The following is a 13866-nucleotide window of genomic DNA, read 5'->3' on the forward strand; positions in this document are numbered from 1 at the left end:
CGTGCGGGCCCAGGGGCCTTCGAGGGGGTGGGTGGTGCCTTATGCGGTCGGTCGACGAAGGCCGGTCGGCAGGGAAGGCCGAACCGGGTCGGCCGACACGGTGGCCGGTCGGTCCGTCGTCGTCAGCCGACGGCAGGCGGGCTCGTCAGCGACAGGTGATCGCGCGACAGAGACAGCTCGTCGAGCGCTTGAGATCGATGTGGCGTCGGCGGGAGAGCCGGGAGAACGGCATGGCGCCGGCGAAGGAGGCAGCCACGTCACCGCTGTGCCGCATACCGGTCCCTCCCCGTCTCCGGCCCCGCCACCGGGGCCACGCGCTTGCGGGGATCATCGGTGATCCCGCCGGGCTTTCACCTGGAGCACCCCACCGCGCGGGAGGGTTGCCGGTCAGCGAGCCAGGGCTTGACGCTGACACTCAATGCCGGTCGCGATGGTACGGAGCGGTTTTGTCGTACGTCAATGCCAGCCCCCGCAGGCCCAGTTCGACGAACCGGACGCTCGACCCCTTCCGAGTGGGCCGCCACGCCGGCCGGTTCGACCTGACCTGTCGCTGATCCCCGTCTCGTCGCGGGCAGCTACCCGTCGCCCGCCCCGGCCCTTCGGCGGGATTCGGAAGGAAACATATGACGGTGGATGGTTTATCAACGCCGCCACCCTGCTGGAGTCGCTGCGCGTCGACGCCGGCGTACTGGGACCCTCCGGCATCCGGCCGTGACCCGCTGACGGCGATGTGGGCGACAGCACGCCGATCGCCCACCCGTCCGCCGCCCGCATCCCACCGTCGGACTTCGCCGCCCCGCCACCGGTGGCGGGGCACGGACACGCGCGCATAGTCTCGCGGCCATGGCAGAGATGTTTGCGGACGTCCGGCTGTTCGGCCCGCCGGTGACCGACGGCGAGTACATCGCGTTGAGCGAGCGCGAGATCGTGCATCTGCACGAGTACACGCGGATCTACGCCGTGCCAGGCCTCTATGAACATGTCGTCCAGGAACGGCTGCAGTGCAGATCACCGCAGGTCGCGGCGGAGGGCCTGCTGCGCGCGGTCGCCCGCCTCGGCCTGGAGCCGGGCCCGCTGACGGTCCTCGACATCGGCGCCGGCACGGGCCTGGTCGGTGAACTCGTACGTCGTGGTGGCGTCGGCCGGGTCGTCGGGGTCGACCCGCTGCCGGCGGCACGCCGGGCGAGTCTGCGCGACCGGCCAGGTGTCTACGCCGACTACGTGGTCGGTGACTTCCTGCTCGGCGACGCACTCGGTGAGTCCCTGCGCCCTTACGCGTTCGGGGGACTGGTGTCGGCCGGCGCGTTCGGAGGTACGCACGCCACACCGCAGGAGCTCGAGAACGCCCTCGAGGTCCTGTCGCCCGGCGCGCCCGTGGCCTTCACGATCGACGAGCGGTGGATGGACGCATCGGATCCGGACGGGTTCGGAGCCGCCGTCGAGCGGCTGGTGGCCGGCGGAGGGCTCACTGTGCTGGAGCGAACGCGGTTCCAGCACAGGGTGACGACGACCGGCGAGCCGATCTTCTATCAGCTCGTCGTGGGCCGGACCGGGTGATGCGTGGCAGGGAGCGGTTCGGCGAGACGCCGACCGCGGTGCGCCGCTTCCTTGAGGAGTACGTCCACGGCAACCCGGTGACGGCCGGTTATCTGGCCGTCCTGCTGGCCACCCACGCCTGGCTCGTGACGGCCTCGGCCCCCACGCGCCGCCGCCTGCTGGAGACGGTGAGCACCAACGTCGACAATCTTCCCCGGCATCCGTTCCTCGCCCTGGCGGGCAGCGCGCTCTTCTTCGACGGGACACTGACCCAAGTGAAGTCCCTTTACTTCGTGGGGACTTTGATCACGTTGGGGGCCGGCACAGCTGTCTGTCTGGCCCTCCTGGAACGCCGCTACGGCGCGTTACGGGCGTTCGGCGTCTTTGCCGTCGGCCATGTGCTGGCAACCGCGCTGACCGCCGTCTTCATCGTGGCCGCCGTGGTCCGCGGCTGGTATCCGGCCGGCGTCCGGGACGCCCTGGACTACGGCATCAGCTACGGCGCCGAGGCGGCCCTGGCGGCCGGAGTCGTGGTGTTCCTCACGTCGGTGCGGCGGATCGCGGCGATCACTGCGGTGGTGGCATGGCCCGTCATCGGCGCCGACTTCAGCCGTGGTCTGCCGGACTTCACCACGATCGGCCACCTTCTGGCCGCGGCCATCGGCTTCGCTCTCGCAACAACCCTGCGCCACAGGCTCCCCACGCCCGCGGGGATGGTCCCTCCGCCCGGCCCGTCGCTGTGACGGCCTGGGAGGACACCGGCCGGGGTGCGTGACGTCCCTGCGAATGCCGGGTGCGCGGAAGCCGACGCCCGGCCGGCGTGTGCCCGCGAACGCCGACGAGGGGCCGGGCTGCCTCCTCGGGAGGCCTCCGGCCGTTCACGTCGGCCGCACGCCGGACGGGCGCCGACCGGGGGTCAGCGGAAGTCGACGTCGGCGACGCTGACGAAGAACTCGCCGACGAAGTCGTGCCCGGCGTCGCCGCCGCCCCAGATGTTGACGATCGCGTGCCGTCCCCGGCGGTTCACCAGCGCCTCGGTGGTGTACTGCAGTTCCTGGTCGCCGTGAGTGCCACCGCCGTGGTGCTCGACCATGAAGGGAGTCGGCTCCAGTACGTCCCAGGAGATGCGCTGAGCGGGGTCCCAGCCCTCTTTGGTGATGAACCACTGGTGCGTCCACTTCGGGCCCATGTGGTTCTGCCGGTAGTTGTACGTGAAGGTGTGCCGGCCGTCGACGGCTTGCAGCGTGCTGATCGGCCAGTCACCGTGGCCGTCGCCGCCCGCCAGGTCCAGGCCCTTGAAAGCCGGGTTCGCCGCCGAGGCCACATCGGCGTCCTGGAAGAACTTCCGGTACTCCAGGTAGCCGCGTTCCTCGTTCCACGGCGGATCGGCGACCGTGCCGGGAGGCACCACCTCCTGCCAGGTGGTGGACGTGTTCAGCCGGCGTGCTTCCTGGCAGATCCGCGCGTCGTCCTGGTCGCGGATCGCCCGGATGGCCCGGCTGACCGGGAACTCCAGGCTCCCGTGCCGCTCCCGGCCGCCCTCTGCACTCTCCGCGGCACGTCGGGGGATGAACTGCTTGTAGGGCTGGGAGGTGGACGTGTCGACGGTGACCTCGTTCGTGAACGGTCCCCAGGGGCCGTCGGCGTGCCGGGCCCGGATCTTCACCCGGTACTGGCCGGCCGGAGTCTCCCCGAGGCACACCCAGTGCCGGTTCGCCGCCTGCCAGTGCGGGTACCACGTCGCCCAGTACACGTCCACCGTCTGCGCGGGCCGCCCGTCCAGCCAGACCTCGTAGTGGTGCGGGTAGGCCGGCTGGCCGTTGTTCCAGTCGGGCGGCTGCGTCTCGCCCTGGTCGGGGGCGTTCTGGCCGATCTGCCAGGTGAGGGAAATACCCTCGAGCTTGGTGTCACCGTCGTCGCGGTAGGTCGCGTCCGCACGCAGGTCTTCCGGGTAGGGCTGCATCCGCGTACTCCTCCAGTCGCACAGAACGAGTGATCTCGCGACCCGCGTCGCAAGACGCCACGAAACCACTCAAATGTCACTACTCACTGTATTTGCGCATATGCATTCTGCAAGTGACGGGGTTGGTGCCGCGGTGCCACCACCGTCACCGCGGCCAGGCTCGACGGGCTCCTCCGGCGGGCAACGGCCCGTCACGCGGCGGCCGTCCGCAGCGAGGTCAGGCGTGCCAGCTCCTCCTTCGAGAGCCGCAGCGCGTCGGCCGCCATGTTCTGCGCGAGGTGGCCCGGATCGCCGGTCCCCGGAATCGCCAGCACATGCGGTCCCTGCTGCAAGGTCCAGGCCAGCCGGACCTGCGCGGGGGACGCACCGTGCGCACGGGCGACCGCGCACACCTCCTCGCTGTCACCGGCGGCCGGACCCGCCTCGCGGCCGGCACCGGCGATCGCGAAGAAGGGAACGAAGGCGAGGCCGAGTTCACCACAGAGCCGCAGAAGTGCCCGGTCCTCGCCCGCCGCACCGATCCCGTACGGGTTCTGCACGCAGACGACCGGGGCGATGGCCCGGGCCTCGGCCAGTTGCCGGCACGTGACGTTGGAGACGCCGAGGTGACGGATCAGCCCGGCGTCACGCAGCTCGGCCAACGCTCCGAAGTGCTCGCTGATCGATCCGGTCCGTCGGCTCGGCGGTACCCGCAGATTCACCACATCCAGGTGATCGCGGCCGAGTTGGCGCAGGTTCTCCTCGACCTGGCCGCGCAGCTGCTCCGGAGCGGCCCACCACCACGCGCCCGAGGGATCGCGGCCCGGCCAGACCTTGGTGGCGATGACCAGGTCCTCCGGGTACGGCGCCAGTGCCCGGTTGACCAGTTCGTTGGCGGAGCGCGTCGCGGAGAAGTAGAACGCGGCGGTGTCGATGTGATTCACGCCGAGTTCGACCGCCCGCCGGAGCACGCCGATCGACTGCTCGCGGTCGCGCGGCACACCGCGGTCGAAGGGTGCGGTGCCCGTCAGGCACATCGCGCCGAACCCGACACGGTTGACGGTCAGGTCGTCGAGTCGCCAAGTTCCGGCGGCTGCTGTGGTGTTCGTCTGTGAGCTCATGACATGGCTCTCCTCTTGCGGGTCGGGAAACGAGGAACCGACGGGTGGGCGCGGCGGGTTCGGGCCGCCCGGTGGGGCGAGCGCCGCAAACCGGGCCCGCCGGTACCGGGGCGGGACCCCGGGCATGAAAAAAGCCTCCCCGGCGGATCGGAATCCGCGCCGAGAAGGCTCTGCTGCTGGGCAACATTCTAGCAGGGAGGGGTACTTGAAGCGTCAGCCACCAGGTCATCGGACACGGGGGCCACGGGACAGGTGCCCGGGGCCCCGCTCGACTCCGCCCCGACCGGAACGGTGAGGTCAGCGGACGGCCGCTCGCAGCGCCGCCTCGATTGCGGCTATCTGTTCCTCGCCGACGATTCGGGCACCCCGCGCCCGACCGTGCTCTTCCACGGCGGATACGACTCCACCCTCGAGGAGGACTACTTCGCGCCGGCCGCGGGTGCGCTGCGGCGTGGCTACAACGTCATCGCGTTCGACGGCCCCGGCCAGGGCAGCACCGTCCGCGGGCAGGGCCTGCACTTCCGCCCGGACTGGGAGGCCGTGGTCACCCCCGTGGTCGATTTCGCGCTCACCGTGCCCGCGGTGGACGCCGAGCGACTCGTGCTGATCGGTATGAGCCTCGGCGGCTACCTCGCCGCGCGGGCGGCCGCCTTCGAGCACCGCCTCGTCGCGTGCGTGCTGTACGACGGCGTCTACGACTTCCACGAGGCCGTGGCCGCAACCGCCGACCGGGCCGCTTCGACGCCCGGCGGTATGGAGACGCTGATGGCGCAGAACACCATGGTGCGATGGGTGGTGCGCAACGGCCGGTGGACCCTCGGCGCGTCCGGCATCGACGAGTTGGTCAGGGCGGCCGAGGCGTACACCATGGAGGGTGTCGCGGACCGCATCACCTGCCCGACGCTGGTGCTCGAAGCCGAGAACGACCAGTTCTCCAAGGGGCAGCCGCAGCGTCTCCTGGCTGAGCTGACCTGCGAGAAGGAGCTGATCTCCGTCCGGGAGGACGAGCCCGCCGGCTAGGGCCGTCCTGCTGCACGGTGCCGCCGGACACCCCGTCCGGCGGCACCGTAATGTGCGCGGCCAGAAGTGTCACATTAGATCTTGCAGGCTCAATTTTTATTGTTGCGAAGTTCCGTCTTGTTCTTGCGCGCTCATATCGCCGATATTACGGTCCCCTTGCGTCATCAGCACCCCCTGGCTCCCCCACCTCTCTGGCGGTGTCGACGGAGCAATTCCGGCATTTCATGACGTAAGGAGTGGTAAGTGCTCCATTCCATCCGAGATCTGAGACGTGTCCTCGTCTGGGCGGTCAGCACCGCGATGGTGGCCACGGTCGGCGTCTTCGTCCTGGCCGTCCAACCGGCGTGGGCGGCGGCCGCCGCCACCGGCGGCAGCGGCGCGAGCCTGCCGTACGTCGAGGTGCAGGCGGAGAGCTCCGCCACCAACGGCACGATCATCGGACCGAGTTACACCCAGGGCCAGCTGGCCGACGAGGCGTCGTACCGCAAGGCGACGACGCTTCAGGGCACCGGCGAGTACGTCACGTTCACCACGCCGGTGGCGACCAACTCGATCAACTTCCGGTACAGCATCCCCGACACCTCGGGCGGCTCGGTCTACACCGCCGCGCTGTCCCTGTACGTCAACGGCGTCAAGCAGCCCGACTTCACCCTGACCAACGCCTACAGCTGGTACTACGGCAGCTACCCCTTCACCAACACCCCGGGCAGCAACCCGCACCACTTCTTCGACGAGGCCCACCGTCTGTTCTCCACCACCTATCCGGCGGGCACGACCTTCAAGCTGCAGATCGACTCGGGGGACACCGCCTCCTCGTACACGATCGACTTCGCCGACTTCGAGCAGGTCGGCGCCGCGCTGACCGCGCCCTCCGGGTCGGTGACGGTGACCAGCAAGGGCGCCGACCCGACCGGTGCGACCGATGCGACCAGCGCGTTCAACGCCGCGATCAGCGCGGCCGGCCCCGGCGGCACCGTGTGGATCCCGCCGGGCACCTACAACATCCCCGGCCACATCAGCGTCAACGGCGTCACGATCGCCGGCGCCGGCATGTGGTACTCGACCGTCACCGGCGCCGCACCCGGCTTCTACGGCAACTCCGCACCCTCGCCGAGCACCGGCGTGCACCTGCGGAACTTCGCGGTCTTCGGCGATGTGCAGGAGCGCGACGACAGCGCCCAGGTCAACGGCATCGGCGGCGCGATGAGCAACTCGACGGTCTCCAACCTGTGGATCGACCACATGAAGGTCGGCGCCTGGATGGACGGGCCGATGGACGGGCTGACGTTCAGCGGCATGCGCATCCGGGACACCACCGCGGACGGCATCAACTTCCACGGCGGTGTCACCAACTCCAAGGTGACCGACAGCGACATCCGCAACACCGGCGACGACGGGATCGCCACCTGGGCGGACTCCGCCATCGGAGCCGACGCCCACGACACGATCTCCGACAACACCGTGTCCCTGCAGATCCTCGCCAACGGCATAGCGATCTACGGCGGCCACGACAACACCGTCAGCGGCAACCGGGTGGTGGACAGCGGCATCACCCAGGGCGGCGGCATCCACGTCGGTCAGCGTTTCTCGTCGACGCCGGTCGGCACCACCACCATCTCCGACAACACCATGGTCCGGGACGGCAGCCTCGACCCGAACTGGCAGTTCGGCGTGGGCGCGTTGTGGTTCGACGGCAGCCAGGGCGCGATCACCGGTCCCATCGACGTGACCAACGCGCTGATCCAGCAGAGTCCCTACGAAGCCGTCCAGTGGGTCGAGGGCACCATCAGCGGCGTCAACCTCGACAACGTGACCATCGCCGGCACCGGAACCTTCGCCCTGCAGGAACAGACCGGCGGCGCGGCCAAGTTCACCAACGTCACGGCCACCGGCGTCGGTTACTCCTCACCGGTGTACAGCTGCTCGGTCGGGAGCTTCACGGTGACCGACGGCGGCGGCAACTCCGGCATCAGCGGCACACCGTACTGCGGAGGCTGGCCGGCCCCGGTCTACCCGCCCTACCCGTCCGAAGGCGTGTCGGCCACCCCCGGCGCGCTCAACTTCGGTTCGGTCCCGACCGGTTCGACCAGCGACGCACAGACCGTGACCGTCTCCAACCCGACCAACACCACCGCCTCCGTCTCGTCCGTCTCCACCAGCGGCGACTACTCCCAGATCAATACCTGCGGCTCGTCGATCGCGGCGAACGGATCGTGCACCGTCAGCGTGAAGTTCGCGCCGACGGCGACCGGCAGCCGTAGCGGCGCGCTGACCGTCAACGCGGGCGGGATCATCAACACGGTCAGCCTCTCCGGCACCGGCACCGCGCCGGGCCCGGTGCTGAACACCGACCCGGCGAGCCTGTCCTTCGCCGCCACGGTGGTCGGCTCCTCGGCCACCGCGCAGACGGTGAAGGTGACGAACTCCGGCACCACCTCGGCGACCGTCTCGGGCGTCTCTGCGACCGGTGACTTCAGCCAGACCAACAACTGCGCCACCCTCGCGGTCGGTGCGTCCTGCACGGTGACCGTCGGGTTCAAGCCCACCACCGGCGGCTCCCGCACCGGCAACCTGACCGTCACCAGCAACGCCAACAACAGCCCGACCGTCGTCACCCTGGCCGGCAGCGGCATCGACAGCACCACCAATATCGCCGCCGGTCGGCCGGCGTCGGCGAGTTCGAGCAACAGCCCGTACGTCGCCTCGAACCTCACCGACCCGGACGCCTCGACGTACTGGGAGAGCACGAACGGTTCGTTCCCGCAGTGGGCCCAGGTCGACCTCGGCCAGAACTACAGCGTCGGCAAGGTCGTGCTCGAGCTCCCGCCGGCGACGGCCTGGTCGGCCCGCACCCAGACGCTGTCGGTGCAGGGATCCACGGACGGCTCCAGCTTCTCCACGATCAAGGCGTCGGCCGGGTACACATTCGACCCGAACGCCAACGGCAACACGGTGACCATCACGTTCAGTGCCGCCACGGCGCGCTACGTGCGGGTGAACATCACCGCCAACACCGGGTGGAATGCCGCCCAGTTGTCGGACTTCGAGGTGTTCCCCAGCGACGGCGGCTCCTCGCCGGCGACCTTGTCGGCCAGCCCGACGTCGCTGTCGTATCCCACCCAGGCGCTCAACACCGCCAGCAGTGCGCAGACGGTCACGGTGACCAACACCGGTACCGCGGCCGCGACCGTCTCCGGTATCTCCGTCACCGGTGACTTCTCGCAGACCAACACCTGCGGGACGTCGATCGCGGCAGGGGCCTCCTGCACGGTCGCCGTCACCTTCACACCCACCGCCTCCGGCACCCGCACCGGCGATCTCAGCATCGCCAGCAACGCGTCGAACGGCACGACCACGGTCGCGCTGAACGGCACCGGGGCCGGCACGGTGAGCAGGAACCTGGCGGCCGGCGCGGCCACCACCGAGTCCAGCCACACCGACGTGTACCCGTCGTCGAACGTGACGGACGGGAACCAGGGCACCTACTGGGAGAGCGCCAACAACGCCTTCCCGCAGTGGGTCCAGGTCGACCTCGGTTCCGCGCAGAGCGCCGGCCGCGTCGTCCTCCAGCTCCGCGCGACCTGGGGCGCCCGCAACCAGACGCTGTCCCTGTCGGGCAGCACCGACGGCTCCTCCTTCACCACCATCAAGTCGTCGGCCACCTACACCTTCGACCCCACCACCAACAACACGGTCACCATCGCGTTCACCGCGACCACCCAGCGATACCTCCGGGTGAACATCACGGCGAACGACGGCTGGCCGGCCGGGCAGGTCTCGGAGTTCCAGGTCTGGAACACCTGATCCGAACTCACGGTGCCGCCGGGCGCGTTCGCGCTCGGCGGCACCGACCGCCGAAGAGGAGTCCAGAGGAATCCAGATGGGTGTCACACGAAGAGTCTTCCCACGGGCCGCGATCGCGGCCACCGCGGCCGGAACCGCGGGAGTCACCGAGACCGTACTCGCCCGGACCGCGTCGGCGGCCGGTTCGCCGGGCGAACGGCCGTCCCGCCACCCTGTTCTCCTCCTACGACCAGCAGACGGTGAACACCCACTTCCTGTGGCTGCAGCAGAACGGCATCGACACCGTCGCCCTGCAGCGCTTCAACCCCACCGGCGGCGAGGCCTCCACCCGCGACGCCATGGCGGCCAGGGTGCGCGGCGCCGCCGAGTCGTACGGGCGGAAGTTCTACATCATGTACGACGTCAGCGACTGGACGAACATACAGTCCGAGATCAAGACGGACTGGACGACCAAGATGCCCGCACACACCGCGTCCGCGGCGTACGCGAGGCAGAACGGCAAGCCGGTCGTCTGCCAACAACGCCTTCCCCCAGTGGGCGCAGGTCGATCTGGGCGCCGCCACCGGTGTCAGGCGGATCGTCCTCGACCTTCCCCCGGCGACGGCCTGGGCCACCCGTACCCAGACCATCTCCGTCGAGGGCAGCACCGACGGTGGCACCTTCGCCCAGCTTCTCGCCTCGCCGGGCTACACCTTCGACCTGGCGACCGGCGACACCGCGGCCCTCACGCTCCCCGCGACCGTCGCCACCCGCTATGTACGACTCACCTCCACCGCCGACAACGGCTGGCCGGCCGGACAGGTCTCGGAGTTCCGGGTCTTCGGGGCGTGATGCCCGGCGTGACTCAGAAGTCGTCCGCTCCGTTGCGGAGTTCGGGGGTCCAGTAGCCGGTGAGGGCCTTCGCCGGGTCGACGGCGACGCCGCCGCTGCCCGGCGCGGTGACGGTGATGACCGTGGAGTCACCCTCCAGCACGACGGAGAACGCCGACACGGGTTCGTTGTCCTCGTCGACCCCGCCGTCCGACAGCTTCACCAGGGCATAGGCGGGCGCTCCCGCCGTGAGGACGACCGGCGCGGCCGGCTTGCTCTTGGCGACGGAGGGGACGTCCTGCTTGTGGCTCTCCAGGAACTGGATGTGCGGCGCACCGGCCAGCCGACAGGAGTGTCCGGAGGTGTTCTTCGCCGTGAGGACGATATGGGTGTAGGGAGGGCCGTCCTGCCGGGCGGCGGTGACGGTGACGTCCCCCGCGGTGCAGATGCGGGTGGTGGCGGACGCCTGCCCGCCGGTCGAGCCCGCGGAGCCGCCGCCGGCGGTGCGGTCCGCAGAGCTCGTCGACGCCGTCGAGTGCGTCGCGCCGGTCGAGTCCGTCGCGCCGGACGCGTCGGCCTGCCCGCCGTCCGAGGTCTTCCCGGTTGCCGAAGAGGTGGCCGCGGGAGCCGACTTGGCGGGCGCGTCGCTCTGACAGGCGGTGAGGGACAGGGCAACGGCCGTGCCCGCGGTGGCGAGCAGCAGGGAGCGGTGACGCAGAAGGTTCATGGAGAGTTTCCCGTGAGTGGTGCGGGGCCGCGGCGGGTGCCGTCGGCCGAGGTCGTTCCGGTGGAGTGGTGCGGTTGGTCAGTTGTCCGTGCCCGGCCGGCAGTCGGACGGCAGGGTGTACACGAACTCGCGTGAGGTTTCCCCGTTTCTCGCTTGTCGCTTGTCGCTCGTGCGTCGGTCGCGTGTCTTCGGTGGGTGTTCGGCGGCGGGTGGTCGGTGCCCGTCCCCAGTCCGCACAGGGTCCGTGGTCCGGCGGCACCGTCCGTCGAGGACCGGCCGTCCGGACTCCGTCCGTCTGGGAGGAGGCGTTCCGCGCCTGTTCTCAGTCGATCACCAACGGCCGTCGCGTCCCAGGCGGTTCCACCTGCAGAACTACCGTCCGTCATACTTCTGCCGGGGGCTCGCGTCCGGACGAGCCGGATGATCGGGGGACGTCGACGTGCGCGGTGGCACGCCTTCCACGGAGGACTTCGGGCAGCGGCTGCGCTTCCTGCGGACTCGCGCCGGACTGAGCCAGGAGGCGCTGTCGCACGCCGCCGGGGTGAGCGTCAGGGCACTGGCAGACATGGAACGCGGGCGTACCCGAGGGCCGCAGCGCCGTACGGTCGAGGCGCTGGCCGAAGCTCTGGGACTGGACGGCGACGAGGCGTCGGGCCTGGAGGCGTCCGCCGCGCAAGGGCGCCCCCGCCCTCGCCCGGTCGAAAGCCCGGCCGAAGGTCCCTCCGTGCCCGTCCCGTTGGCCCTGCCGCGTGACATCCAGGACTTCACCGCCCGTGACACGGCTCTTGCCCGGCTGCTGGACCTGGCGCAGGGCCCCGGTGCGAGCCGGCCGGTGGTCACCGTGGTCGCCGGACAGCCGGGACTGGGCAAGACCTCGTTCGCGGTGCACGCCGCGCACCGTCTCGCCCCGCACTTCCCCGACGGGCAGCTCGCCCTGGACCTGCACGGCATGGATGCCGAGCCGACCACCCCCCGGGACGCGCTGGCCCGGCTGCTGGGCGCCATGGGAATCGCCGACGCCGCGCTACCGGCCGGCACCGACGAGCGGGCGAGCCTGTGGCGCTCCCTGGCCGCCGGCCGCCGGCTGCTCCTGCTGCTGGACAACGCCATCGACGAGACCCAGGTCGGCCCGCTGCTGCCCGGCACCGGCCCGTCGCTGACCATCGTCACCAGCCGTCAGGCCCTGGCAGGTCTGACCTCCGTTCACCGCTGCGATCTGGCTCTGCTGCGGCGCGAGGAAGCGGTGGAACTGCTGACCCGCATCGTCGGCCCCGAACGGGTACGGGCGGAAGCGCAGGCCGCACGCGACCTGGCCGATCTGTGTGGGTATCTTCCTCTCGCCGTCCGGATCGCCGGACAGCGCCTCCTCAGCCGGCCGCACGAGCGCCTGGGCAAGCTCGTCGCCCGTCTCGCCGCCGAGGGCCGCCGACTGGACGGCCTCCAGGCCGGAAGCCTGCAGGTGCGCGCCGCCTTCGCCCTCTCCTACCGTCAACTGCCCGCGGACTCACGGACCTTCCTGCGGCGCGCCGCACTGGCCGCCGGGGCGGACTTCAGCCCGGAGAGCGGCGCGCTCCTGGCCGGACTGTCCTACGACCAGGCGGTCGCCTGCGCCGAGGAACTGACCGACGCGGGGCTGCTCCAGAGCGACCCCACCGCCGAGCGCTATCGGTTCCACGACCTGCTGAGGCTCTACGCGGCCGAGCAGGTCGAGGCCGAGGACGGCCCCGCGGTCCGCGACGCGGCGCTCGACCGGACCACGCAGTGGATGCTGTGCCGGGCCACCGCCGCCGCGCTGCACTTCGACGTCGACCACGACCGGACGGCGCCGTCCGGTGACCCGGACCCGGACACAGCACCCGTCGGCCGGGAGGAGGCGCGGGCCTGGCTGGAGGCCGAGCGAGCCCAGTGGCTCGCCGCGCTGCGCCGGGCCCACGACACGGGCCGGCACCGGCAGGTCCTGGACACCGCGAAGGCGATGCACTGGTTCTCCGACCGCACCCAGCACTGGGAGCAGTGGGTGGAGGTGTTCCAGCGCTCCTCCGACTCCGCCCGCGCACTCGGCAGCAGGCGGGAGGAAGCAGTCCACCTCAATTACCTCGCCTGGGCCCACAACCTCTGCGTCCACGACCCCCGAGCCTCCCTGGCGTCCGCCGACGCCGCGCTCGTGGCCGCCCGCGACAGCGAGGACGGACTCCAGGAGGGCTGGGCATTCGGCTACGGCGCGGGGGCACTGAATCGACTGGGCCGTACGGAAGAGGCCCACACACGGCTGCGTGAGGCGGCCCGTTGCCTCGCCTCACAGGGCTCCCCGCAGGCCAGGCTGGCCGAGCTGACGATCCTCAACAGCCTCGGCACCCTGCTGCGCAAGATCGGCCGACCGGCGGAAGCTCTGGACATCCACCGCCGCAGCGAACAGATCTGCCGGGCGGGTGTCCCGGGCCGTGCGGACGAACTGATCGCGCTGTACCACGCGGTCGCCCGACAGCAGATCGGCAACGACCTGGCGGCCCTGGAGCGCTGGCACGAAGCCGAGCCGCCGCTGCGGCAGGCCCTCGCCTCCTTCGAGACCGCGCAGATGCCGGCCTGGGCCGAGCAGGCTCGGCTCGATCTGGGCCAGGTGCTCGGCGCCATGGGCCACCCGGAGGCCCGTCAGACACTGGTCGCCGCCCACGCCGCCCTCGCCGCGCTGAGAAGCCCACGACAGGACGAAGCCGCCACCGCACTCGCCGCGCTGGACCGGACCACCACGGGCGGGTGAGGCCCGACCGGCCGTGCGCGCCGGCTGCCGTCTGCCCAGGCCCCGGACGACACGAGGCCCGGCCGGGCCCCCGAGGGGAGCGCCGACCGGGCCTCGGCCCGCAGTGCGGCTCAGCCGCTCACCGGACCGGTGACGACAGGTGGCTGCG

At 70.7% G+C, this 13866-nt stretch carries 8 protein-coding genes, 2 pseudogenes and 1 riboswitch; of the genes and pseudogenes, 7 read left to right on the forward strand and 3 right to left on the reverse strand.

Annotation, left to right across the window (positions count from 1 at the left end; genetic code table 11):
* Positions 1 to 309 precede the first annotated feature (309 nt).
* A riboswitch (SAM riboswitch) is annotated at positions 310 to 423 on the reverse strand.
* A 420-nt stretch (positions 424 to 843) separates the two neighbouring features.
* Positions 844 to 1557: a hypothetical protein gene (locus tag ACIRR9_RS18325; protein WP_403752567.1), complete on the forward strand. Its 714-nt coding sequence runs from the start codon at positions 844 to 846 to the stop codon at positions 1555 to 1557.
* Positions 1557 to 2279: a rhomboid-like protein gene (locus ACIRR9_RS18330; RefSeq protein ID WP_403752570.1), complete on the forward strand. Its 723-nt coding sequence runs from the start codon at positions 1557 to 1559 to the stop codon at positions 2277 to 2279. The genes ACIRR9_RS18325 and ACIRR9_RS18330 overlap by 1 nt, the downstream gene beginning before the upstream one ends.
* A gap of 173 nt (positions 2280 to 2452) precedes the next feature.
* On the opposite strand, the gene ACIRR9_RS18335 is transcribed toward ACIRR9_RS18330, so the two are convergent.
* Both ACIRR9_RS18335 and ACIRR9_RS18340 read right to left on the reverse strand, forming a co-directional pair.
* Positions 2453 to 3499 carry a lytic polysaccharide monooxygenase auxiliary activity family 9 protein gene (locus ACIRR9_RS18335; RefSeq protein ID WP_403752573.1) on the reverse strand — a complete coding sequence of 349 codons (1047 nt, stop codon included), beginning with the start codon at positions 3497 to 3499 and terminating at the stop codon, positions 2453 to 2455.
* A gap of 191 nt (positions 3500 to 3690) precedes the next feature.
* Positions 3691 to 4599, reverse strand: coding sequence for an aldo/keto reductase (locus ACIRR9_RS18340; protein WP_403752576.1), 909 nt, complete (start codon positions 4597 to 4599; stop codon positions 3691 to 3693).
* A gap of 291 nt (positions 4600 to 4890) precedes the next feature.
* Between ACIRR9_RS18340 and ACIRR9_RS18345 the strand changes: the two genes are divergently transcribed.
* The 4 genes and pseudogenes from ACIRR9_RS18345 to ACIRR9_RS18360 form a co-directional block, all read left to right on the forward strand.
* Positions 4891 to 5619: an alpha/beta hydrolase family protein gene (locus ACIRR9_RS18345; protein WP_403752579.1), complete on the forward strand. Its 729-nt coding sequence runs from the start codon at positions 4891 to 4893 to the stop codon at positions 5617 to 5619.
* Positions 5620 to 5862: 243 nt separating this feature from the next.
* On the forward strand, positions 5863 to 9423 hold the full coding sequence (locus ACIRR9_RS18350; protein ID WP_403752582.1) for a choice-of-anchor D domain-containing protein: 3561 nt from the start codon (positions 5863 to 5865) through the stop codon (positions 9421 to 9423).
* 194 nt (positions 9424 to 9617) lie between these two features.
* A pseudogene (locus ACIRR9_RS18355) lies at positions 9618 to 9935 on the forward strand (xylosidase); the annotation flags it as partial.
* Positions 9936 to 9951: 16 nt separating this feature from the next.
* A pseudogene (locus ACIRR9_RS18360) lies at positions 9952 to 10254 on the forward strand (discoidin domain-containing protein); the annotation flags it as partial.
* Positions 10255 to 10267: 13 nt separating this feature from the next.
* On the opposite strand, the gene ACIRR9_RS18365 reads toward ACIRR9_RS18360, so the two are convergent.
* Positions 10268 to 10960, reverse strand: a complete 693-nt coding sequence (locus tag ACIRR9_RS18365; RefSeq protein WP_403752585.1) for a DUF4232 domain-containing protein — start codon at positions 10958 to 10960, stop codon at positions 10268 to 10270.
* Positions 10961 to 11399: 439 nt separating this feature from the next.
* On the opposite strand from ACIRR9_RS18365, the gene ACIRR9_RS18370 reads away from it, so the two are divergent.
* Positions 11400 to 13718: a helix-turn-helix domain-containing protein gene (locus ACIRR9_RS18370; protein WP_403752588.1), complete on the forward strand. Its 2319-nt coding sequence runs from the start codon at positions 11400 to 11402 to the stop codon at positions 13716 to 13718.
* The last annotated feature ends 148 nt before the right edge of the window (positions 13719 to 13866 follow it).

This window comes from Streptomyces sp. NPDC101234 (assembly GCF_044767525.1).
In the GTDB taxonomy this organism is placed as follows: Bacteria; Actinomycetota; Actinomycetes; order Streptomycetales; family Streptomycetaceae; genus Streptomyces; species Streptomyces sasae.

What these genes read in the sequence shown, in the direction of transcription:
- ACIRR9_RS18325 (WP_403752567.1), top strand. Translation starts at nt 844, where the DNA reads ATGGCAGAGATGTTTGCGGACGTCCGGCTGTTCGGCCCGCCGGTGACC.
- ACIRR9_RS18330 (WP_403752570.1), top strand. Translation starts at nt 1,557, where the DNA reads ATGCGTGGCAGGGAGCGGTTCGGCGAGACGCCGACCGCGGTGCGCCGC.
- ACIRR9_RS18335 (WP_403752573.1), bottom strand. Translation starts at nt 3,499, where the DNA reads ATGCAGCCCTACCCGGAAGACCTGCGTGCGGACGCGACCTACCGCGAC.
- ACIRR9_RS18340 (WP_403752576.1), bottom strand. Translation starts at nt 4,599, where the DNA reads ATGAGCTCACAGACGAACACCACAGCAGCCGCCGGAACTTGGCGACTC.
- ACIRR9_RS18365 (WP_403752585.1), bottom strand. Translation starts at nt 10,960, where the DNA reads ATGAACCTTCTGCGTCACCGCTCCCTGCTGCTCGCCACCGCGGGCACG.